The organism is Sulfurimonas sp. HSL-1716 (assembly GCF_039645975.1).
Lineage (GTDB): Bacteria > Campylobacterota > Campylobacteria > Campylobacterales > Sulfurimonadaceae > Hydrocurvibacter > Hydrocurvibacter sulfurireducens.
This window is the reverse complement of sequence record NZ_CP147918.1, coordinates 836,409-855,123: the sequence shown is the minus strand read 5'-3', so window position 1 is coordinate 855,123 and position 18,715 is coordinate 836,409. Positions and strand designations below refer to the sequence as shown.

At 40.4% G+C, this 18,715-nt stretch carries 26 protein-coding genes; all 26 read right to left on the bottom strand.

What is annotated here, in order from left to right; genetic code table 11:
* Positions 1 to 53: 53 nt before the first annotated feature.
* Positions 54 to 1,310, bottom strand: coding sequence for a Tol-Pal system protein TolB (gene tolB, locus WCY03_RS04475; protein WP_345993796.1), 1,257 nt, complete (start codon positions 1,308 to 1,310; stop codon positions 54 to 56).
* Positions 1,307 to 1,984 carry a TonB C-terminal domain-containing protein gene (locus WCY03_RS04470; protein ID WP_345993795.1) on the bottom strand — a complete coding sequence of 226 codons (678 nt, stop codon included), beginning with the start codon at positions 1,982 to 1,984 and terminating at the stop codon, positions 1,307 to 1,309. The genes tolB and WCY03_RS04470 overlap by 4 nt, the downstream gene beginning before the upstream one ends.
* 34 nt (positions 1,985 to 2,018) lie before the next feature.
* Complete coding sequence (locus WCY03_RS04465; protein ID WP_345993794.1) at positions 2,019 to 2,414, bottom strand: biopolymer transporter ExbD; 396 nt, start codon at positions 2,412 to 2,414, stop codon at positions 2,019 to 2,021.
* Positions 2,415 to 2,981, bottom strand: a complete 567-nt coding sequence (locus WCY03_RS04460) for a MotA/TolQ/ExbB proton channel family protein (protein WP_345993793.1) — start codon at positions 2,979 to 2,981, stop codon at positions 2,415 to 2,417.
* A gap of 7 nt (positions 2,982 to 2,988) precedes the next feature.
* A complete protein-coding gene (gene atpC, locus WCY03_RS04455; protein WP_345993792.1) occupies positions 2,989 to 3,381 on the bottom strand; it encodes an ATP synthase F1 subunit epsilon in 393 nt (130 codons plus the stop codon).
* A gap of 25 nt (positions 3,382 to 3,406) precedes the next feature.
* Entirely contained in the window at positions 3,407 to 4,807 is a 1,401-nt protein-coding gene (gene atpD / locus WCY03_RS04450) for a F0F1 ATP synthase subunit beta (protein WP_345993791.1), read from the bottom strand.
* Positions 4,808 to 4,818: 11 nt separating this feature from the next.
* A complete protein-coding gene (atpG, locus tag WCY03_RS04445; protein WP_345993790.1) occupies positions 4,819 to 5,709 on the bottom strand; it encodes an ATP synthase F1 subunit gamma in 891 nt (296 codons plus the stop codon).
* 12 nt (positions 5,710 to 5,721) lie between these two features.
* Positions 5,722 to 7,239, bottom strand: a complete 1,518-nt coding sequence (gene atpA, locus WCY03_RS04440; RefSeq protein ID WP_345993789.1) for a F0F1 ATP synthase subunit alpha — start codon at positions 7,237 to 7,239, stop codon at positions 5,722 to 5,724.
* A 21-nt stretch (positions 7,240 to 7,260) separates the two neighbouring features.
* Positions 7,261 to 7,794 carry a F0F1 ATP synthase subunit delta gene (locus WCY03_RS04435; RefSeq protein WP_345993788.1) on the bottom strand — a complete coding sequence of 178 codons (534 nt, stop codon included), beginning with the start codon at positions 7,792 to 7,794 and terminating at the stop codon, positions 7,261 to 7,263.
* Positions 7,794 to 8,309: a F0F1 ATP synthase subunit B gene (locus tag WCY03_RS04430; RefSeq protein WP_345993787.1), complete on the bottom strand. Its 516-nt coding sequence runs from the start codon at positions 8,307 to 8,309 to the stop codon at positions 7,794 to 7,796. Before WCY03_RS04430 ends, WCY03_RS04435 begins: the two co-directional genes overlap by 1 nt.
* An 8-nt stretch (positions 8,310 to 8,317) precedes the next feature.
* On the bottom strand, positions 8,318 to 8,740 hold the full coding sequence (locus WCY03_RS04425) for a FoF1 ATP synthase subunit B' (RefSeq protein ID WP_345993786.1): 423 nt from the start codon (positions 8,738 to 8,740) through the stop codon (positions 8,318 to 8,320).
* 88 nt (positions 8,741 to 8,828) lie between these two features.
* Positions 8,829 to 9,668, bottom strand: coding sequence for a ParB/RepB/Spo0J family partition protein (locus tag WCY03_RS04420; protein ID WP_345993785.1), 840 nt, complete (start codon positions 9,666 to 9,668; stop codon positions 8,829 to 8,831).
* Positions 9,668 to 10,450 (bottom strand): AAA family ATPase, encoded by a 783-nt coding sequence (locus WCY03_RS04415; RefSeq protein WP_345993784.1) that lies wholly within the window; start codon positions 10,448 to 10,450, stop codon positions 9,668 to 9,670. The genes WCY03_RS04420 and WCY03_RS04415 overlap by 1 nt, the downstream gene beginning before the upstream one ends.
* The gene (locus tag WCY03_RS04410) at positions 10,447 to 11,082 is read right to left on the bottom strand and encodes a biotin--[acetyl-CoA-carboxylase] ligase (protein WP_345993783.1); all 636 of its coding nucleotides are present in this window, start codon (positions 11,080 to 11,082) and stop codon (positions 10,447 to 10,449) included. The genes WCY03_RS04415 and WCY03_RS04410 overlap by 4 nt, the downstream gene beginning before the upstream one ends.
* Positions 11,063 to 11,971 carry a methionyl-tRNA formyltransferase gene (gene fmt / locus WCY03_RS04405; RefSeq protein ID WP_345993782.1) on the bottom strand — a complete coding sequence of 303 codons (909 nt, stop codon included), beginning with the start codon at positions 11,969 to 11,971 and terminating at the stop codon, positions 11,063 to 11,065. Before fmt ends, WCY03_RS04410 begins: the two co-directional genes overlap by 20 nt.
* A gap of 2 nt (positions 11,972 to 11,973) precedes the next feature.
* On the bottom strand, positions 11,974 to 12,741 hold the full coding sequence (gene proB, locus WCY03_RS04400; protein WP_345993781.1) for a glutamate 5-kinase: 768 nt from the start codon (positions 12,739 to 12,741) through the stop codon (positions 11,974 to 11,976).
* Positions 12,738 to 13,841 (bottom strand): GTPase ObgE, encoded by a 1,104-nt coding sequence (obgE, locus tag WCY03_RS04395; RefSeq protein ID WP_345993780.1) that lies wholly within the window; start codon positions 13,839 to 13,841, stop codon positions 12,738 to 12,740. The genes proB and obgE overlap by 4 nt, the downstream gene beginning before the upstream one ends.
* Positions 13,842 to 14,001: 160 nt before the next feature.
* Positions 14,002 to 14,259 (bottom strand): 50S ribosomal protein L27, encoded by a 258-nt coding sequence (rpmA, locus tag WCY03_RS04390; RefSeq protein ID WP_345993779.1) that lies wholly within the window; start codon positions 14,257 to 14,259, stop codon positions 14,002 to 14,004.
* Positions 14,260 to 14,283: 24 nt separating this feature from the next.
* Positions 14,284 to 14,592 (bottom strand): 50S ribosomal protein L21, encoded by a 309-nt coding sequence (gene rplU, locus WCY03_RS04385; protein ID WP_345993778.1) that lies wholly within the window; start codon positions 14,590 to 14,592, stop codon positions 14,284 to 14,286.
* Between the two features lie 388 nt (positions 14,593 to 14,980).
* Positions 14,981 to 15,415, bottom strand: a complete 435-nt coding sequence (locus WCY03_RS04380) for a hypothetical protein (protein WP_345993777.1) — start codon at positions 15,413 to 15,415, stop codon at positions 14,981 to 14,983.
* A 9-nt stretch (positions 15,416 to 15,424) separates the two neighbouring features.
* Positions 15,425 to 15,946, bottom strand: a complete 522-nt coding sequence (locus WCY03_RS04375) for a hypothetical protein (protein ID WP_345993776.1) — start codon at positions 15,944 to 15,946, stop codon at positions 15,425 to 15,427.
* Between the two features lie 16 nt (positions 15,947 to 15,962).
* Positions 15,963 to 16,232, bottom strand: a complete 270-nt coding sequence (locus tag WCY03_RS04370; RefSeq protein WP_345993775.1) for a hypothetical protein — start codon at positions 16,230 to 16,232, stop codon at positions 15,963 to 15,965.
* Complete coding sequence (locus WCY03_RS04365; protein ID WP_345993774.1) at positions 16,229 to 16,618, bottom strand: hypothetical protein; 390 nt, start codon at positions 16,616 to 16,618, stop codon at positions 16,229 to 16,231. Before WCY03_RS04365 ends, WCY03_RS04370 begins: the two co-directional genes overlap by 4 nt.
* Positions 16,581 to 16,868 (bottom strand): hypothetical protein, encoded by a 288-nt coding sequence (locus tag WCY03_RS04360; protein WP_345993773.1) that lies wholly within the window; start codon positions 16,866 to 16,868, stop codon positions 16,581 to 16,583. Before WCY03_RS04360 ends, WCY03_RS04365 begins: the two co-directional genes overlap by 38 nt.
* Positions 16,844 to 17,263, bottom strand: a complete 420-nt coding sequence (locus WCY03_RS04355; protein WP_345993772.1) for a DUF4376 domain-containing protein — start codon at positions 17,261 to 17,263, stop codon at positions 16,844 to 16,846. Before WCY03_RS04355 ends, WCY03_RS04360 begins: the two co-directional genes overlap by 25 nt.
* Positions 17,256 to 18,656, bottom strand: a complete 1,401-nt coding sequence (locus WCY03_RS04350) for a hypothetical protein (protein WP_345993771.1) — start codon at positions 18,654 to 18,656, stop codon at positions 17,256 to 17,258. Before WCY03_RS04350 ends, WCY03_RS04355 begins: the two co-directional genes overlap by 8 nt.
* Positions 18,657 to 18,715 lie beyond the last annotated feature (59 nt).

Sequence of the window (18,715 nt, the reverse complement as noted above, 5' to 3'; positions counted from 1 at the left end):
AATATCCGCTATTGTAACGAAAAATAGCAAATATGTACATATAAAATTCGGCATTACCAGTCAATTGACTGAATTTTTCCGTAACTGAGAGGGAAAAGATAGTTTTTATTGTACTTTAGCCTTATTACCCCTATAGAACTCTGCTGCATATAGTTTTTAATAAACAATATCGCATCGCCGTCTTGAGAAAATCTTGGAAATTCGTTCATCCCCGTAGCAGTCAATCGTCTTATAAAATCCGTTTCCGTAGATATCAGATGAAGGTTAAAAGTGTTATCCGAAAAATTATCGGAGCTCTCTCTGGATTTATAGACTATATACTGATTATGCGCGCTGCATGATGAGTTGCTTTTACCGTAATAGACCAGCTGCTCGACGCCTTTTTGTCCGATGACTTTTGAAAAAATATTCGGATATCCCAGACGATTTGACACAAATACGATCTTATTGTCTTTTAAAAACTGCCCGTTGACATCTATACCGCTGTATGTCGTAAGACGCCTTGTCTTTCTTGTATCGACGTTGTACATATAGATATCCGGCTGCCCCGAAGGAGCCATCGTCACAAGCAGTTTTTTACCGTCCAGACTTACGTCCGAACAGACGATCATTCCGTCAGAAGAAAGTATATTTGAAACCTTTGCCGTTTTTATATCGACTTTTTTCAGTGACGGTTTCTTTCCACTTAAAGAGGTGTAGTAAAACGCGGTCTGCTCTTTATTCGCCCACTTAGGAAAGACGTTCAGTCCGCCTGTCACTATTTTCTGAGAAAAAGCCAAAGTATAATCGCAGATCAATATCTCGCTCTGTCCGGGAGCGACAAGACGGGAGAGCAATATCTTTTTTTTGATCCAGTCTACGGGCTCTGCACCCATAAAATTATTTATGTCGTAAGCCATCGCATGCGAAACGAAGACATAAAGTTTTTTGTTCTTGATCCTATAGCTTTTTTTCATAACGTCATTAGAGTTCTTTATGATCTTCATATCTATGTTCAAAGCCTGATTGTCATCTTCATAAAGCTTATATCTCAAAACATAGTCTTTATCTTTGTCCTCGGCAACCACTTCGGTATTGTTATAGTGCGTAATATAATTATGACGGTCGACGTTAAAAAGAGACAAGACGTTAAGATCGCTTATCAAAGCTTTAAAAAACCTTTTTTTGAAAGTCGCATCATAACTTATTGACGAGTCTTCCACACCGATAGTCGGCAGAGTATCGACTTTTTTCACTACCTCTATAGTAGCATCCGCTCCAAAAGATAGAGTTATTAAAAATAACAAACTTAAAAAAATACGCAATCTCACTCCTTGGCTTTCAATATGATCGTATAACTTCCGGATCTATTTTCAGGATTTTCCGGAAATTTCAGCATATCGATTCTATTTTTCAATCTGTCCACTTCCCCGTTAAACGTCTCATCGGCAGAATACGACAGGATTATAAAATCCAATACCGTTCCGTCTGCACCAAGTCTTATAAGAACTTTGGCACTTTGTCCTTGAGTGTTTTGGGGCGGAAAAAAATTATTATAGATTTCTCCCTGTATTTTAGCCAAAAACTCGTTAACCTCTTGTCCCGATGAGCCCTCATCGCTTGTTACCTGCACGTCCGCTTTTGCAAACTTCGTATTTTCGACCTTCTCTTTTATGGATTCGACATCGTTTTTACTGCTTCTTTTTATCTTTTTAGTAAGCCGCAGCAGCTGATTTTTATCTATCGAATCCGCTTTTTTTTCACTTATCTTATCAACGGATTTTGTCCAAACGCTTGAGAATAAAGAGGAAACGTCTTTTGGCGCTTCATTTTTCTCGATCTGATCACTATTGTTTTTTTTCGATTCGTTTACCGGCCGGGTCTGCATGACTATCGATACGGTGATAGCATCATTTTTTTGCAAAGCATAAGATTTTATCTGCTGCGATGAAAACAATACATAAGAGAAAAGTATAAAAACGAGAAGCAGTATTACCGATGACATTAAGCCGCTTATGTAAAAGTAGCTGTTGTTGTTATTAACCATTTGTAGCTAGAGATATCTCACTAAACCCTGCTTGTTTCACGGCTGCGATTATTGACATCACGACACCGTAATCCAAGGATTTGTCGGCACTGATAGTGACGGTGGGTTTACCTTTAAGTGTTTGTGCAAACTGCATGAAATTGTCTGCAAACGTGCGCAATTCAAAACTGTTTTTATTGACTTTGATGTTTCTGTCTTTATCGATAGTTATATGAACAGGTGAAACTTTGGATATCTGCTTGATGGCAGAACCTTGAGGCAGATTTATCAACTCTTCATATACTATGTTGGGCGCTATGACCATGAGTATGGCAAGCAGAACCAGCATCACATCCACTAAAGGAGTGATATTGAGTTCCGGCTTCTCATCCCAATCGTAGATCATCATCTATATACTCTTTGAAAGTATAGAATCGGACTGCATTTTCAACAAGCCCGAGAGCTCGAACGCTTTTCTCTTTAATATTTGATGGTACGTATAAGCAAATATCGCCACGAATATACCCGTTGCAGTTGCGACAAGGGCGTCGGACACGCCTGAAGCGATTATTGCCATCGTACCGCTTGACTGTCCTATATGGCTAAAAGTATCCAAGATAGAAACGACCGTACCGAAAAGCCCGATAAACGGTGATGTCGACGCAACGATAGATAAAAAAGAGAGCCCTTTGGTAGCCTCTTTCGTGGCAGCAAAAAGGGCTAGATCAAAAAGCTCTTTTGAGATCTTAGAGGAACTTTTTATAAAGTGGCGCAAAAAAGAGTTTTCAGAGACATGCGACGCCCCCATAAGGACGGTTTCAAGAGAAGAGTTTTCATTTGATATCCACTTATTTAGCGAAAAGAGTCTGTAAAAGAAAACCCAATTGACAATAAAGAAGTATAAAGACAACACTGCCAGCACTATAAGCGTGACAGGATGGCTTTTTATATAAAAATCTATAATCTCATTTATCATAATGAAACTATATTAACTTTTGAGCTGCGTTTTCAAGTCTAGCAGAAACTGTCGCGATCGCAGTCGCGGAATCTGAGACATCCTCAATAAGCTTTTTGGCATCCGCAAGAGCTGTTGCGATTTCGCTTTCAGATTCGCCTTGGATCGCAACCGCACCGTCAACCAGTACGACGACCTTCGACTCGTCTACTTGCACAACTCCCCAATTTATAGCAACCGATTCGACAGTTTTATCTTCTGTCTCCAGGTCGATTACACCAGCTTGCAGCAAAGTAGTCAGCGAAGCGTGATGTGCTAAAACTCCAAACTCACCCTCTTCACCGGGAAGAGTAGCACTAACGACGTCACCGTTATAGATCTCGCCGTTAGGAGTCAGGATTTCAAGTCTGAATGTATCCATAACAATCCTTTAGAGTTTATATGGACTATTTACTTTTTTGCTTTTCAGCTTTAGCAATAGCCTCATCCATACCGCCAACCATATAGAAAGCTGATTCCGGCATGTGGTCGAATTCACCGTCTAGGATACCTTTGAATCCTTTGATAGTGTCTTCAAGTTTAACATATTTACCAGGAGCACCTGTAAATACTTCTGCAACGAAGAACGGTTGAGAAAGGAATTTCTCGATCTTACGAGCACGTTCAACAGTCGCTTTATCGTCTTCAGAAAGCTCGTCCATACCAAGAATCGCGATGATATCTTGTAGGTCTTTGTATTTTTGAAGAGTTTGTTGTACACCACGTGCAACATTATAGTGCTCTTCACCGATAATTTGCGGGTCAAGTAGTCTTGAAGTAGAATCCAGTGGATCAACCGCAGGATAGATACCTTTTTCCGCAATTTTACGGTTAAGAACCGTCGTAGCATCAAGGTGAGCGAAAACTGAAGCCGGAGCCGGGTCAGTCAAGTCATCCGCAGGTACATATACAGCTTGAACCGATGTAATTGAACCGGATTTTGTAGATGTAATACGATCTTGTAAAGCACCCATCTCACGAGCAAGTGTCGGTTGGTAACCAACTGCTGAAGGGATACGTCCAAGAAGTGCAGACATCTCTGAACCTGATTGAGCAAAACGGAAGATGTTGTCGATGAACATCAATACGTCAAGTTTCTTCTCATCACGGAAGTACTCAGCCATTGTAAGACCGGTAAGCGCGATACGGTTACGTGCTCCAGGAGGCTCACTCATCTGTCCGTAGCACAGTGCAACTTTGTCCAAAACGTTCGATTCAAGCATTTCGTGGTAAAGGTCGTTCCCCTCACGAGTACGCTCTCCAACACCTGCGAATACTGAAAGACCGTCGTGTCCGTGCGCAACGTTGTGGATAAGTTCCATGATGATGACCGTTTTACCAACACCCGCACCACCAAATAGTCCAACTTTACCACCTTTTGCGTATGGAGCAAGAAGGTCAACAACTTTGATACCTGTTTCAAACATCTCTGTTTTAGTCGATTGATCAACCAATACCGGAGGATCTCGGTGGATAGACCACATCTCAGAATCCGTAATTTGATCACCCTCATCGATAGTCTCACCGATAACGTTGAATATACGTCCTAGAACTTTTTCGCCGACAGGAACTTTAATAGGAGCACCTGTTGCAACAGCTTCCATACCGCGTACTAAACCTTCACTCATATCCATAGCGATGGTTCTAACACGACCATCACCAAGGTGGGCTGCAACTTCAAGTACAAGACGGAACTCGTTACCTTCAACATTAGCCTTAACTTCAATTGCTTCGTTGACTACCGGAAGATATCCGTCAAAATCAACGTCAACAACTGGACCCATAACCTGACTAATTTTACCAATCATATTTTTCTCCATTATTTCATAGACTCCACGCCGCTTATGATTTCTATAAGCTCTGTCGTAATAGCAGCTTGACGTGCTTTATTGTATTGAACATTTAATGTCTTAACCATCTCTTTAGCATTGTTTGTCGCCGCATCCATCGCCTGCATACGCGAGCTGTGTTCTGCCGCAACCGAATCTATCAACGCGTAGTACATATTGTTTTCAACATACTTGTTAAGCAGAGATTTCAACATTATTTCTTCATCTTGAGCTTCTATCTCCAGTAAAGATTCTTTTGCAGCATCTTCACAGTTGAACTGATCTGAATCGATAGGCAGGATTTTATTTACATGCAGCTCCTGGGTAATAACGTTTTTATACCCGTTGTACACGATGTAGATACCATCTGTTTTCCCATCATAAAAATCATTCATAGATGTAGCAATAAACTTGCTAGAACGCTCTAAGTCGGGCTTCGAACTTAAATCTTTGACTTCATCGAACATGTCGATCTCTTTATATTTAAAGTATTCAATACCCTTTTTACCGATTCCACGAAGACGTATTTTTACTTGCTTAGCTTGGAACTCAGATATCAGTTTGCTCACCGCTTTAATGGTTTGAATATTAAAGCCTCCACATAACCCTTTATCTGCAGTAACAAAAATAATGTCGACTATCTTTGGATTTTCGATCTTTTCAAAAGAACGGTTTCCTATACCTTCGACGTTATAACATTTTATACGACCAGCGATTTCGGCAATAACCTGATTTATCTTATTAGAAAAAAGACGAGAACGTTTAGCCAACTCTTCTGCACGGCGAAGCTTTGCAGTAGATACAAGCTTCATCGCACGTGTTGTCTTTTGAGTGTTTGCAACACTTTTGATCTGTCTTTGAATATTTTTCAAGTTTGCCATAGAAATACTTCCTTACGCTACTACAAAGCTAGTTTTGAACTCTTCTAGTGCTTTTAACATTAACGCATGCGTATCATCGTCAATTTTAGATGAGCTTCTGATATTCTCAAAGATTTGAGGATGAGAAGCTTCAATAAACGGATATAACTCCGCTTCAAAACGAACTACGTTCGAGACATCCATATCATCTAAGAAACCTTGGTTACCAGCAAAGATAATAAGAGCTTGTTTCTCAGCAGAAAGTGGAGAGTACGGAGGCTGTTTAAGAACCTCTACCATTCTTTGTCCACGCTCTAGCTGTTTACGGGAAACTTCGTCAAGGTCAGATGCGAACTGAGCGAATGCTTGAAGTTCACGGTACTGAGCAAGGTCAAGACGTAATGTACCGGCAACTTGCTTGGTAGCTTTGATCTGAGCAGCACCACCGACACGAGAAACTGAAAGACCGACGTTGATCGCAGGACGAACACCTGAGTTGAATAGGTCAGTTTCTAGGAATATCTGTCCATCTGTAATAGAGATGACGTTTGTCGGGATATATGCCGCAACGTCACCCGCTTGAGTTTCAATGATAGGAAGAGCAGTTAATGAACCTGCACCTTTTTCATCGTTTAGTTTCGCTGCACGCTCTAGTAGACGAGAGTGTAGGTAGAAAACATCCCCTGGATATGCTTCACGGCCCGGAGGACGACGAAGGATCAGTGACATTTCACGGTATGCAACTGCATGTTTTGTAAGATCATCATAAACGATAAGACCATGACGTGCATTGTCACGGAAATATTCACCCATAGTTACACCTGTATACGGTGCAAGAAATTGTAATGCAGCAGCTTCAGCAGCCGTAGCAGAGACGATGATCGTATACTCCATCGCGCCATGCTCTTCAAGACGACGAACGACTTGAGCGATAGTAGATTGTTTTTGACCTACAGCAACGTAGATACATACAACGCCGTTACCTTTTTGATTGATAATCGCATCCAATGCAACCGTTGTCTTACCTGTTTGACGGTCACCGATGATAAGCTCACGTTGACCACGTCCGATCGGAACAAGAGCATCAATAGCTTTGATACCTGTTGCAAGCGGTTCATGAACTGATTTACGAGCCATAATGCCAGGTGCTTTTTCTTCAACCACGCGAACTTCTGTAGTTTCGATCGGACCTTTACCGTCGATCGGCTCACCAAGTGCATTTACAACACGTCCAAGTAACGCATCCCCTACCGGCGTACTTAAAAGTTTTCCTAAACGTTTAACGCTCATTCCCTCTTTTAAAGCGTTTCCGCCTCCAAGTATAACGATACCTGCACTACTTTCTTCAAGGTTCATAGCAAGACCAAGAGTTCCCTCTTCGAATTCAACCATTTCACCAGCCATAACATTATTTAAACCGTAAACTTGTGCAACACCATCAGCATAAGATAATATCTTACCTGTTTCATTGATATCAACTTTAAGTTCAAAGTTTTCGATACGTTCTTTAATAATAGAACTTATTTCGTCAGCTTTTACTTTTGCTACCACTACTTTTCTCCTCTCTTCGTATTAAATTGCTTTTAAAATATGCTCAATGATTTGAGTATTTATTCTTGATTTTGAAAAATCGATCTCGATTCCAAGATCTTCTACTTTCATCTTTATACCGTCAAAGTCGTTTTTAACAAACTCTAAAGTGATATTAGAATCGATTTTTTTACTGATTCCGGCACTTAGTTCTTTTAAAACCGTTCCATCAATGTCACTATTGCTATAAACAACTCCATTATAAGAATTATTTATTTTAGCGATCTCTTTTTTTATAACTTTTGATAATGCAGGAATTATGTCTATACGATTATGTTCGACCAACAGATCGATCAGGCTGTTTAGTTTTTGGGATTCGGCAGATTTCACCGAATCTAAAAGAATATCGCGTTTTTGACTCTTTGCAACGTTCGGGCTTTCCATGATCTGAGAATATTTTAAATTTTTAAATTCATCGGCCAGTGTTTCAAAAACAACATCGACAACAACCAATTCATCGCTACTGAAAATATTTTTCAAAGCTTTACTGTAACGTTTTGCTATCAACTCTTCCATTATGCAACCTTTTTCAAGATAACATCGACCATGGCTTTTTTATCAAAACCGTTATTATCTTCTGTCAGTAATTCATTTAGTGTAGCGTTCACTACTTCTCTTACCATTTTTCTTTTTTCAAACTCCATCATAGTGACACTCTGTTTTCCTATGATTTCAAGTTCGTTATTACATTGATTCATAATATTGTCATTTATTACTTTATTCTCTTTTTTAGCAGCTTCTAAAATCTCTTTTGCTAATTTTTCAGAATCTTGAATCTTTTGTAAAGCTTTCTCTTTTGCCGCTTTTGACTCATTCAACTTATCTTGAACTTTTTGCAGTTCGTCAGAGATCGATCTGCTTCTGCCGGAGAAATAGCTTTTTGCCGGTTCCGCGACAAAATACCAGATTATTCCGGCAAAAACTACAAAGTTTATCGTGCGCCACAAAATATCCGTCGAGTGACCCCCACCCTGTTCAGATGCCAGCGCATAAGTTGATACCATAAGCATTAATAATACAATTCTACTCATGAACATCCTTACAGTTGACTAAATTTAGCTTTAATAGCTTCTTTAAACAGTGGAACTTGCGACAACAAGGCACCATTTAACTCTTCACGCTCTTGAGCTAAACTTTGTTCAAACTCAACATATTCACTTGCCAATTCAGCACGTTTTGCTTCTAACTTGCTTTGTGCCAATTCCTTAGCATCTGCAATCACCTTCTCCCTTAAAGCTGCCGCTTCCAATTTAGCATCCATAACAATTTGCTCTGCTTTTGCGATCAACGCATTAACCTCTTCGTCATTCGATCCGATTTGTTGCAGATCTTTTTTAATGTCAGCATCACGCTTATGCATATAAGCTAGCAAAGGGTTATAGAGCCAACTGTTTAGAACGGCAATAAGGATAAGAAATACAACCAGTGTTACACCAAGCAGTATCGGACTTATATCTAACATAGCACCTCCTAAAAGTTGCGTGATTATACTATTTATAAATTGAAACAATAGTTAAACGTTGCTTTTTTTTTATGAAAGTTTTGTTTTTTTATGAAAGTTTTAAAAGAAATTGCTCTATTTGAGCATCATTTGAAAATTCAACGGTCATTTTATTTGATTTGAAGACCGCTTTAAATCCAAGATTTTCAAGTTTTGTTTTTAAATGTGAAAAATCCAATTCGATCTTTTCATCTTGTTGTACCGGTTTTTCGATATCGTTTTTAATCGATTTGACCATACTTTCGACATCTCTTACGCTTAGCTTTTGACCTATGATGGAATCGACGATCAGCTGCTGGTCTTTTTCATCAAGTCCGATAAGAGCTCTGGCATGTCCTGATGAAATCTTGTTGTCTATTAATGCTTTTTGCGTTTTTTTTGAAAGCTGTAAAAGCCGCATAGTATTTGTAATATGCGTTCTGCTTTTATGGATTTTTGCAGCCAGATCCTCATGTGTGATATTATGTATCTTTATCAATTCATCGTACGCATTTGCCATTTCGATTGCATTTAGTTCGTCACGCTGAATATTTTCGATTAACGCCAGTTGGCGCATCTTTTCATCATCTACTTTCATACATATTGCGCGGATGGTTTTTAGTTTTGCCAGTTTTGAAGCACGCAGCCTTCTCTCACCCGACACCAAGATATATCCGTCGATGTCCTCGATCACGACTATAGGCTGTAAAAGGCCGTCATGCTTGATCGATTCACTGAGTTCCATCAATGATTCTTCATTAAAATGCTTTCTAGGCTGATAAGGATTCGGTTTGATATTTTTTAACGATATTTCCAAGACAGAGTTCGTATTTGGAATCTCGTTATCATACACTTTTTCCATTTCACCGAGAAGGGCGCCGAGTCCTCGGCCTAACGCTTTGTTTTTCATTATGCTATTATCGCCTGCGCCAGATCTTGGTATGCTTCCGAACCGCTTGATTTTACGTCGTATAGAATCACAGGCTTTCCAAAAGAGGGAGATTCTGCAAGTTTTACGTTTCTCGGTATAACGATATATTCATCTTCGACATCTTTAAAAAGTTTGCCTTGAAAATGCTGTCTAAGATCTGCGAACACCTGTTTTGAAAGATTGTTTTGAGAGCTGAACATCGTCGGCAGAAAGCCTTTGATGGAAAGCTTCGGATTTATCGTCTTGCGGATAAGCCTGACGGTATTTAAAAGCTGTGCCAGACCCTCAAGAGCAAAAAATTCGCATTGTATTGGGATGATTACGGAGTTTGAAGCCGACAAAGCATTTATCGTCATCGGTCCGAGCGCCGGCGGTGAGTCGATAATAATATAGTCGTAATCCTTTATCACCAAAGAGATCGCCTTTTTCAATACCAGCTCTCTGCCTTGGGTATTTCCTGATTCATAATACTCTTTTTCTATCCCTACAAGACCGATGTTGGACGGTGCGAGATGAAGAGTGGGAAGCGTGGATTTCAGGATTATATCTTTTAGTTTTTTTGTACCGATGAGCACATGATAGATATTGAATTCGTAATCGTTTCTATGAAAACCCAGAGACGTCGTCGCATTGGCCTGAGGATCTGCATCTATCAAAAGAACTTTTTTTTCAGCCACTGCCAACGATGCAGCCAGATTGACGGCCGTCGTAGTTTTACCGACGCCGCCTTTTTGATTCGCTATTACAATTACTTCACTCATCTTAAACTAAATATCCTTTGACCATCGCTTATAATTGAACCGTCTTCCTGCAAAATAGCATTCAAAAGAGAAACTTTTTTATCCCCGCCATGTGCAAAATAGTTTTTGCTTTTGTCAAATTCTAACTTATATTTACTAAAAATATGCTTCCATCCGATATTTTTTTTCAAATAATTAAAATAACAATTTAAAATATTTTCTTTAGAAATGGCAACATCAAGGCTACAGAAGCCTTCCGGCGCCGAAACCAGATTTAATCCTATGCCGCAGATCAGATCGTCTTTGAGTATATTTGTAATAGTTCCTCCGATCTTTTTATCTCCTATATAAAAATCATTGGGCCATTTTAACCAGACTTTTGAGCCTTTATCCTCTAAAACCTGCTTAAGCAGATAGGAGAAATAGATGGAAGACGATTCCAGTCTCAGATCGTCGGGGAGATCTTTTAGGGGAATACTGAACGAAAAGAAAAGGTTTCCCTCTTCTCCTATCCAACTGTTGCCTCTGCTGCCCTGTCCGTCGTACTGTTTCTGCGCCGTAACCGCCACAGGCGAAATCAGTTCTCCCTTTTTTAACGATTCTTTTAAATATCTCTGCGTCGAATCTACCGCCTCAAGATAAATAATCTTCAACTTTTAAATGCTTTCCGTTGATATAAGAGAGAATATCCATCTCTTTTTTCGATGCAGGCTGGACTCTGTATATCTTTATGGCTCCCAAAGTACATCCGACGACTATATGATCATCGTTTATCTCGAGTATTTTTCCGGCATCGTATGCACGGCAGGCAGAACGAAGCATTATCTCTTTTAATTTTAATCCGCTTTTTAGATAGATGCCCGGCCATGGGGTAAACGCTCTGTATTTATTGTACAAAATAACCGCATCCTCAAACTCTATTTCACCGTCGGCTTTAGTGATCTTCGAGCAGTTGGTCGCTTCTTTATTGACCTGCTTCTCCTGTTTATAACTTTCATAATTTCTCAAGACATCCAAAGTCAGATCGGCTGCGATATGCGTCAGCTTCTCAAAAAGAGTACTTACCATCTCATCATCATCTATCGCGGTTTTGGATATTTTGATGATATCTCCGGTATCGAGTCCTTCATCCATCTTCATGGCAGTAACACCCGTATGGGTATCGCCGTTTAAGATAGCTTCTTGTATGGGACTTGCCCCTCTGTATTTTGGAAGGATAGAAGCATGAAGGTTGATGCATGGAGCATGATTTAATATTTTTGGAGGTAGGATCTGCCCGTATGCAGCAACGACGATAAAGTCGCATTCGATCTTTAGAAGTTCGTCTATCACCTCTTTATCTTTGAGTTTTTCAGGCTGATATGTTTTTATACCGGCGCGTTCCGCCGTTATCTTCACCGGAGGGGCAGTCATGACCTTTTTTCTGCCGACCGGTTTATCAGGCTGTGTATAGACAGCCGCAACTTCCATATCCTTCGCACGAATAAGCTCTTCCAGAATTTTTTGGGCATATACGGGCGTACCCATAAAGATAACTTTCAAAATCAAATCTCCTTACATGTAAAGAGTGTTCCGCCTAAATGTTTATCATCTATTAGAAAACTTCTTACATCTTCTAGATTAAATCCGCTCGCCAAAAACATCTCCCGTTCGCATGTAAGCATATATGAAGCCGCTTTTAACTTTGTAACGATGCCTCCCGTTGCAAACTCGCTGTTTGGAGATGCGCACTGCTGAAGTTCGCATTCATCTATAAACCTGACGACTTTTCTTACTTTTGCATCGCTGTTTTTATGTGGATCACTGTCGTAATACGCATCTATGTCTGAAAGTATTATAAGCATATCTGCATTAATATTACATGACACATAGGCTGAAAGCTGATCGTTATCGCCCACTCCGAGTTCATCGGTAGCAGTCGCATCATTTTCGTTTACTATCGGAACCACTCCGTTTTCAAGCAGAATGTTCATAGTGTTCTTGATCTTTTCATTTTGGTTGGGAGTGTTCAAATTCGCAGCCGTCAGCAGGATCTGCGCACACAGTTCGTTATGTTCTGCAAACGCCAAACGGTATTTCTTCATCAAAAGAGGCTGGCCGATGGCGGCTAATGCCTGCTTGTTCTGCAAAATCTTTTTATCGAGCTTCAGCTGCGTGTAACCCGCTGAAACCGCACCCGATGAAACAAGAACGACTTCATATCTTTTTTTCAGATCGATCAGCAGTTTTACAATATTTGCAAGCCTGTCTTCGGCGATATGTGAATCCTGCGTCAAGACGGCCGTTCCGACTTTTATGACTATACGTTTCATTGCTTTCTGTCGGTATGAACTAAATTGAACAGCGCATATTTCAACGCTTCTATATTCTTACTTGTTGCAGAAGAGATAGGAGCTACAAAATAGGGTTTGGTTCTATCGTAACCCAGTGTCTCATCGGCTGTTTTCTGGATGTAATACGGAATCAATTCGTCAAAATCAAAATCACTTTGTTCATTCGCCTGAAGCCCTAAGAGATCTAAAAAGCCATTTACCAGATCATTGACATCTTCTTGAGCGATAATATCTACTCTTGTAAGTGCTACGGCATACTTGCTGTTGGCGAGTATGCCGGAAAATGATGCCACTTCGCTTTTTAAAGTCTCGAACTGTTCTTTGAGATCTCTATATGAAGCAAGGTCTATCATGAACAAAAGGGTTTTCGTTCTCTCTATATGACGTAAAAATTGGATGCCGAGTCCTTTTCCTTCGCTTGCACCGCCGATGATTCCAGGGATATCGGCCATGATAAACGATTCAAAATCACCGATATTGACCTGTCCGAGTTTTGGTGTAAGTGTCGTAAACTCATAGTTTGCTATCTCGGGACGTGCATTTGAAACGGTCGAGATCAGTGTGGATTTTCCGACATTGGGAAAACCTACAAGACCGACGTCGGCAATCAGTTTCAGATCTAATTTTATCCTCTGCGTCTGTCCCGCTTCACCCGGCTGGCAATACGTAGGTCTTTGGTTTGTCGATGATTTGAAATGGGTATTTCCAAGACCGCCTTTTCCACCTTCTAAGAACATCACTTCCTGCCCGTTTTCAAGCATATCAAACAGAACCTCTCCGCTCTCTTTGTCTATGATCTGGGTACCGGGAGGAACGATGATAACTTTTTTTTCTCCGGATTTTCCCGTCATGTTTCTAGGTGCACCCGGCGCGCCGTTATCGGCTTTTATATGCATATTTTTTTGAAAATGAGAAAGCGTATGGGTATTATTGTCGCACTTAAACCAGATATCACCGCCTTTTCCGCCGTCACCGCCATTCGGCCCGCCGTTTACAACAAATTTTTCACGACGGAATGAAGCACATCCTGCTCCACCTTTACCAGAAGAGACCGAAAGCTCTACGCTGTCTACAAACATAAAAATCCTTGTGCAATATTTAAAAATCCATTCTACTTACATGTAGAGAGAAAATGAACTGTTAAAGACTGAAATTTAAAATGAAATTATAGTTAAAAAAATGAATTAAAAAAAGAGTTTGTCAGAGAAATCTTTAGGCAAATGCCTAAAGAAGTGAAAATTATGCAGCAGGTACGATAGAAACTTCTTTACGAGTTTTATCTTTACGACCGAACTCTACAACACCGTCTACAAGCGCATATAAAGTATGATCTTTACCCATACCGATATTTAGACCCGGATGAATCTTTGTTCCTCTTTGACGAACGATAATATTTCCAGCTCTAACTGTTTGTCCACCGTATTTTTTAACACCAAGTCTACGACCGGCTGAATCACGGTTATTCTGTGTACTACCCTGACCTTTTTTGTGAGCCATATCTATCTCCTACTTTTTAGTTAATTACGCAGCAATTTTTGTGATGCGCACACGTGTGAAGTCTCTTCTGAAACCACGTTTTACTTTGCTGTCTTTACGACGACGTTTTTTGAAGGTGATTACTTTTTTAGCACGACCTTCATTGATAACTTCAGCAGTTACGACAGCACCCTCTACAAACGGAGTACCGATTTTTAGTTCACCAGCGTTAACTGCGAGAACTTCTTTGATTTCAACAGTGTCTTTAGGTTCAAGACTCATTTTATCGAACAATAAAACATCGCCCTCTTGAACTTTATATTGTTTACCACCGTTTTTGATGATTGCGTACATAGCGCTTCCTTAAATCTTAATAAGTATATAAAAAGTTCGCGAATTATACATAAACTAGCTTTAAGTTTTGTTTAACTGAAACAAATTTATTTGCAACATAATATCCCATATATAGAGAAAATAGCAACTTTATAAACAAACTTCATCAATATGCCTGAAAACGTATTGAAAAAAAGAGGTACAAAAACGGTACACTCACCTCTTCAAAAATTCATCCTGTAACTTCTTGATCTGCCTTTTATCACTGATGCATGAGTCTGCCGTATTCCATAGGTCGGTCGTGTAATTTGCTACGTCTTTTTGCGTGGTGTTCTCGTCGAGCTTTATTACCGGCATCTCTTGAGTTTTTAAGAGCTCGTCCGGGATCGTTACTGTCGTGACGTTGATGTCATGAACGGTTACTATCTTCGGCTCCGGCTGATTGCTGCAACCTATAAAGAGTATCGAACAACACAGGAGCAACAGGGCCGTCATCTGTTTTTTTAGCATCTTCTATCCTTGTTTTGATTTTTGTTATCTTTTGCGTGCGCTTGATGTCTGCGTGCGATTTTTTGTTGAGAGCTTCGACCAGTGAAGCATTGTCCGCTTTGAGCTTGCCGATCTGCTGTAAGTTTTCTGTGTTCTGCAGCGTAAGCTCATCTACCTTACCCACCGCCTGCGTGTACGATGCTTTCTCGTTTGCGTAGTCCTGCTGAGCCGTCTTCAAGTCTGACCGAGCTATCATATACATGATGAATAACACCGCAAGCGCTCCGCCGAGCAATACGGCAAATATATCTACCGCATACTGTTTTATCGTGTGGAATGATGGAATACTAAACATTGTCTCTCCTTACCAAAATATATAACTGCCGTCCGAGAACAGCTTGTACTGTTGAGCATACTTGTAGATCTGCTCCGGATACTCGTAGTTGATGTCGCAGGCGTTTAGCTTTGTACCGTCTAAAAACGTGATGGTCCTGCGCTTGCAGTATTTTCTTGCTGTGTCGTGCGGTACTTCTCTTACATGTAAGGCTGCTCTAGCTCGTGAGATCTCTTTGTTCACAAGCGGTCCGCCGTTGTATACCTGGTACGCTGTCCACAAGTGAGAAGAGTAAGCCTGCTTCTTGCACTGCTTCATGATGAGCGCCTGAGCACGAAGCTGATTTTCAATGCTTTTGATCTCGACGACATCGTTGTCGTCGAGATACTTCTGCCATACCCTGTAAGTGATCTGCGCGACACCTTGGGAGCCTACGCCGTCACGGCTTATGACGTCTCGGCATCTGCTCTCTTGTTTGAGCTGTCCTATGGCATACCAGTACGGAAAACCTACACCGAAGACTCTGTAATGCTCACGACGTACGTCTTGCACATACGACCGACATCGATCACCCGCCGAAAGCGTAGCAAACAGGAAAAGTAATATATATAGCGATTGCAACATAATGTTTTGCCTTTAATGGTTCATCCCATACTATCTCTGTCCACACAAGTTTTCTAAGTACGTGTGCATGCAGAAAACCTGCATTTGTCAAAAGCATTTTGAGTGCAGCAAGCTGAATAGGTGCCGGTATATGTGAATATGCATTTGAAAAGAAAAGGATCATCAAACATAAAAATAATATAATCTCAAGCCATACTCTTTTTATTTGTGTCATCTATGTATCTCCTCTTTTATTTCATCGAATGTCTGCTTTGCTCCAAGCTTTTCAGTGATGATCAATTCCATAAGATAAAATGTCCTTGTGCCCTGATGTCCAACGAACCCTGCTATTGCAACTGCAAGTAAATCATTTAGACCATATCCGATAAGTCCAATATATGCGAGCATAGTCAATCCGACATTTATGAACATGTCCATTATGAAAAAACCAAGCTTCTTGAAAAATGATCTGTCTTTATGATCTCTTCTAAAAAAATTTAAAGCAGCTCCCCAAGATCCTGCTAAAAAAGCAATAAGTGTAGAGAAATAATTTATATCATTAAAATTGTTGTGCGGCATCCCCTTACTCCCCCTCGCTTTTCTTACAGTGGTTGTATTCAAATCTCTGCAAAAAGCAACAGACCAGATCCAAAAACCGATTTGATTTACCTTGCTGCTGCAGTCTTCCGATGTGACTCGATATAGTCTCGTCTTGACTACCGTTTAGCCAGACTACATTAAATGTCTGATCTTTGACAAGTAGATATCTATACCATCTTGATTTCTTTTTCATATCATCGTCGAACTTTTCAAATAAAGCTTTTTGCTGTTCAGGTGTGCGGTTCATTATGTCGGTCTCCCCGTATTCCATATTTGACTCTGTTGTGTTCCTGCATCCAATAAGATAGCTTGTAAGTCAGTTTTAGTTAAATTTTTAACTGAGTTATCTTTAGCTACCCAAGGAACTGTAGTGGTAGTATCTGGAAGGGCATTAATAGCTCTACTCATACGATCTTGAGAAGTCTCATCTCCTTGATAAACAACTCCGTTATAGGTTACTTCAATACTATCAACGGCTGTTTGTCTGTCTATTTTCCATGCATCGGTAGCAAAAAGTAGATCACTTGCGTCTTCTGCAGTAGTATCTACTGTCATGTCAGATTTGTAGTTTTTAACGTAAACTCCCGGCGACTTTTCAGTCAGCTGTGATACTGGGACTAAAGTTTCTACACCCGCCACAAGTACCTTCAATCTAAGTTCAGACATTTTTAGTTTCTCCTTCGTAAGTTACTATTATTCTTGCGGCCGCAGATGTCGCAGTGGATACATCACTATCAAAACCATGGCCATACAGATTGTCAGTTGAACCCTTAAGCTGATAAGAAGCAGTGAGAACCTCTATACCGTCCGCCTTCGAAAATGCTTTGGCTCCTCTTGAGTTGTTTCCAGAGTCGATAGTCCAACCCGGTTCTGCCCAAACTCCGCCTATTTGAATTTCAAGTTTGACATCACAGCTTTCATACTTGTCATTCCCGAAAGGATTATCTATATAGTATGTGTTGTTTACGGATATAGTTCCTATGTCAAGTATCTTTCTGTTTCCAAGAACTTTGAGTCTGTTTACGATCATATAATCTTCTGCAAGTGTAGGTACATCATAATCATCGATGTTTGTTATGCTCCCATTTGCATCCACATCGACGGTAATTGGCAGATATGCAGGCTGAGGATCTAACGCGACCGCTTTATCGATGTTTAATGTCCCGTCAGCGTTTATAGGAACAAGGTAGAAATCAGTATAGTATTGATCCCCTCCTGTCGAAGAGTACATGCTCACAGACGTAGATACATTGTTTGCTGTAAACTCATACCCCCCTTGTATAGTGTTAGAATCTCCTTGATTTAGAATATCTGACTGATACCCTGTACCGCCTCCTATGCTGATCTTGTTTGTTACAGCGGTACCGGGATAAAATTTAAATACCAGTTTATATCGTTGCCCGATGGCCGTAGCTACTGCAAAATTTACCCAGTGGTTTGACTGCCCGCTACTATCAAGCTTTAAAGATCCTCCGTATAGTGCGCTGTAAGAATCTCCATATAAGATACCTGTATAGTTCGCGAGACTTGCGGATGAGTCGAAAGAATCCTGAAAGTTTGCCTTGTACCACTTTCTTGTTTTAGGACTGAAGCAAGATCCAAATCCAAAAAACTGATCGTACTGCGGTTCGTATTTAGTACCATATAAAGTATTGTCTCCATACAATTTATAAGTATAATTTTTTACGCCGCTCACCAAGTTTGTAGAAGCAAAGGTGATGTTCCCTACGTTTTCAACGCTGTTGTCCATACCTGTAGTCCCAACTCCGTTTGAATAAGACACAACAAGAGAAGCTGCTGATACCTCGGAATTTGAAAGGCTGAATATAGGTTTGCCAAGTACACCCGATCTGCTCATTACCTTTGTATCATTAAGTTCTGATTTAGTGGCAAGGATATCAGGGTTTATGCTCTGTGCATATGCCTGTGCATAGGCGGCGCTTTGTGCTGCTGCGTCTGCATTGGCTTGAACTCCCTGCTCGATGAGTGCTACTTCGTCTTCAAGCTGTGTTACAGCGCTTTGGGTTTCTGTTTCAAGGTATGTCTTTATATCTCCCATAATAGAAACAAGCTTATCCCCTGTTGTAGATATAACGTCATTTGCTGCTATAGTCTGTG

What these genes read in the sequence shown, in the direction of transcription:
- WCY03_RS04470 (WP_345993795.1), bottom strand. Translation starts at nt 1,984, where the DNA reads ATGTCATCGGTAATACTGCTTCTCGTTTTTATACTTTTCTCTTATGTA.
- WCY03_RS04465 (WP_345993794.1), bottom strand. Translation starts at nt 2,414, where the DNA reads ATGATGATCTACGATTGGGATGAGAAGCCGGAACTCAATATCACTCCT.
- WCY03_RS04460 (WP_345993793.1), bottom strand. Translation starts at nt 2,981, where the DNA reads ATGATAAATGAGATTATAGATTTTTATATAAAAAGCCATCCTGTCACG.
- atpC (WP_345993792.1), bottom strand. Translation starts at nt 3,381, where the DNA reads ATGGATACATTCAGACTTGAAATCCTGACTCCTAACGGCGAGATCTAT.
- atpD (WP_345993791.1), bottom strand. Translation starts at nt 4,807, where the DNA reads ATGATTGGTAAAATTAGTCAGGTTATGGGTCCAGTTGTTGACGTTGAT.
- atpG (WP_345993790.1), bottom strand. Translation starts at nt 5,709, where the DNA reads ATGGCAAACTTGAAAAATATTCAAAGACAGATCAAAAGTGTTGCAAAC.
- WCY03_RS04435 (WP_345993788.1), bottom strand. Translation starts at nt 7,794, where the DNA reads ATGGAAGAGTTGATAGCAAAACGTTACAGTAAAGCTTTGAAAAATATT.
- WCY03_RS04430 (WP_345993787.1), bottom strand. Translation starts at nt 8,309, where the DNA reads ATGAGTAGAATTGTATTATTAATGCTTATGGTATCAACTTATGCGCTG.
- WCY03_RS04425 (WP_345993786.1), bottom strand. Translation starts at nt 8,740, where the DNA reads ATGTTAGATATAAGTCCGATACTGCTTGGTGTAACACTGGTTGTATTT.
- WCY03_RS04420 (WP_345993785.1), bottom strand. Translation starts at nt 9,668, where the DNA reads ATGAAAAACAAAGCGTTAGGCCGAGGACTCGGCGCCCTTCTCGGTGAA.
- WCY03_RS04415 (WP_345993784.1), bottom strand. Translation starts at nt 10,450, where the DNA reads ATGAGTGAAGTAATTGTAATAGCGAATCAAAAAGGCGGCGTCGGTAAA.
- proB (WP_345993781.1), bottom strand. Translation starts at nt 12,741, where the DNA reads ATGAAACGTATAGTCATAAAAGTCGGAACGGCCGTCTTGACGCAGGAT.
- obgE (WP_345993780.1), bottom strand. Translation starts at nt 13,841, where the DNA reads ATGTTTGTAGACAGCGTAGAGCTTTCGGTCTCTTCTGGTAAAGGTGGA.
- rpmA (WP_345993779.1), bottom strand. Translation starts at nt 14,259, where the DNA reads ATGGCTCACAAAAAAGGTCAGGGTAGTACACAGAATAACCGTGATTCA.
- rplU (WP_345993778.1), bottom strand. Translation starts at nt 14,592, where the DNA reads ATGTACGCAATCATCAAAAACGGTGGTAAACAATATAAAGTTCAAGAG.
- WCY03_RS04380 (WP_345993777.1), bottom strand. Translation starts at nt 15,415, where the DNA reads ATGTTTAGTATTCCATCATTCCACACGATAAAACAGTATGCGGTAGAT.
- WCY03_RS04370 (WP_345993775.1), bottom strand. Translation starts at nt 16,232, where the DNA reads ATGACACAAATAAAAAGAGTATGGCTTGAGATTATATTATTTTTATGT.
- WCY03_RS04360 (WP_345993773.1), bottom strand. Translation starts at nt 16,868, where the DNA reads ATGGAATACGGGGAGACCGACATAATGAACCGCACACCTGAACAGCAA.
- WCY03_RS04355 (WP_345993772.1), bottom strand. Translation starts at nt 17,263, where the DNA reads ATGTCTGAACTTAGATTGAAGGTACTTGTGGCGGGTGTAGAAACTTTA.
- WCY03_RS04350 (WP_345993771.1), bottom strand. Translation starts at nt 18,656, where the DNA reads ATGGGAGATATAAAGACATACCTTGAAACAGAAACCCAAAGCGCTGTA.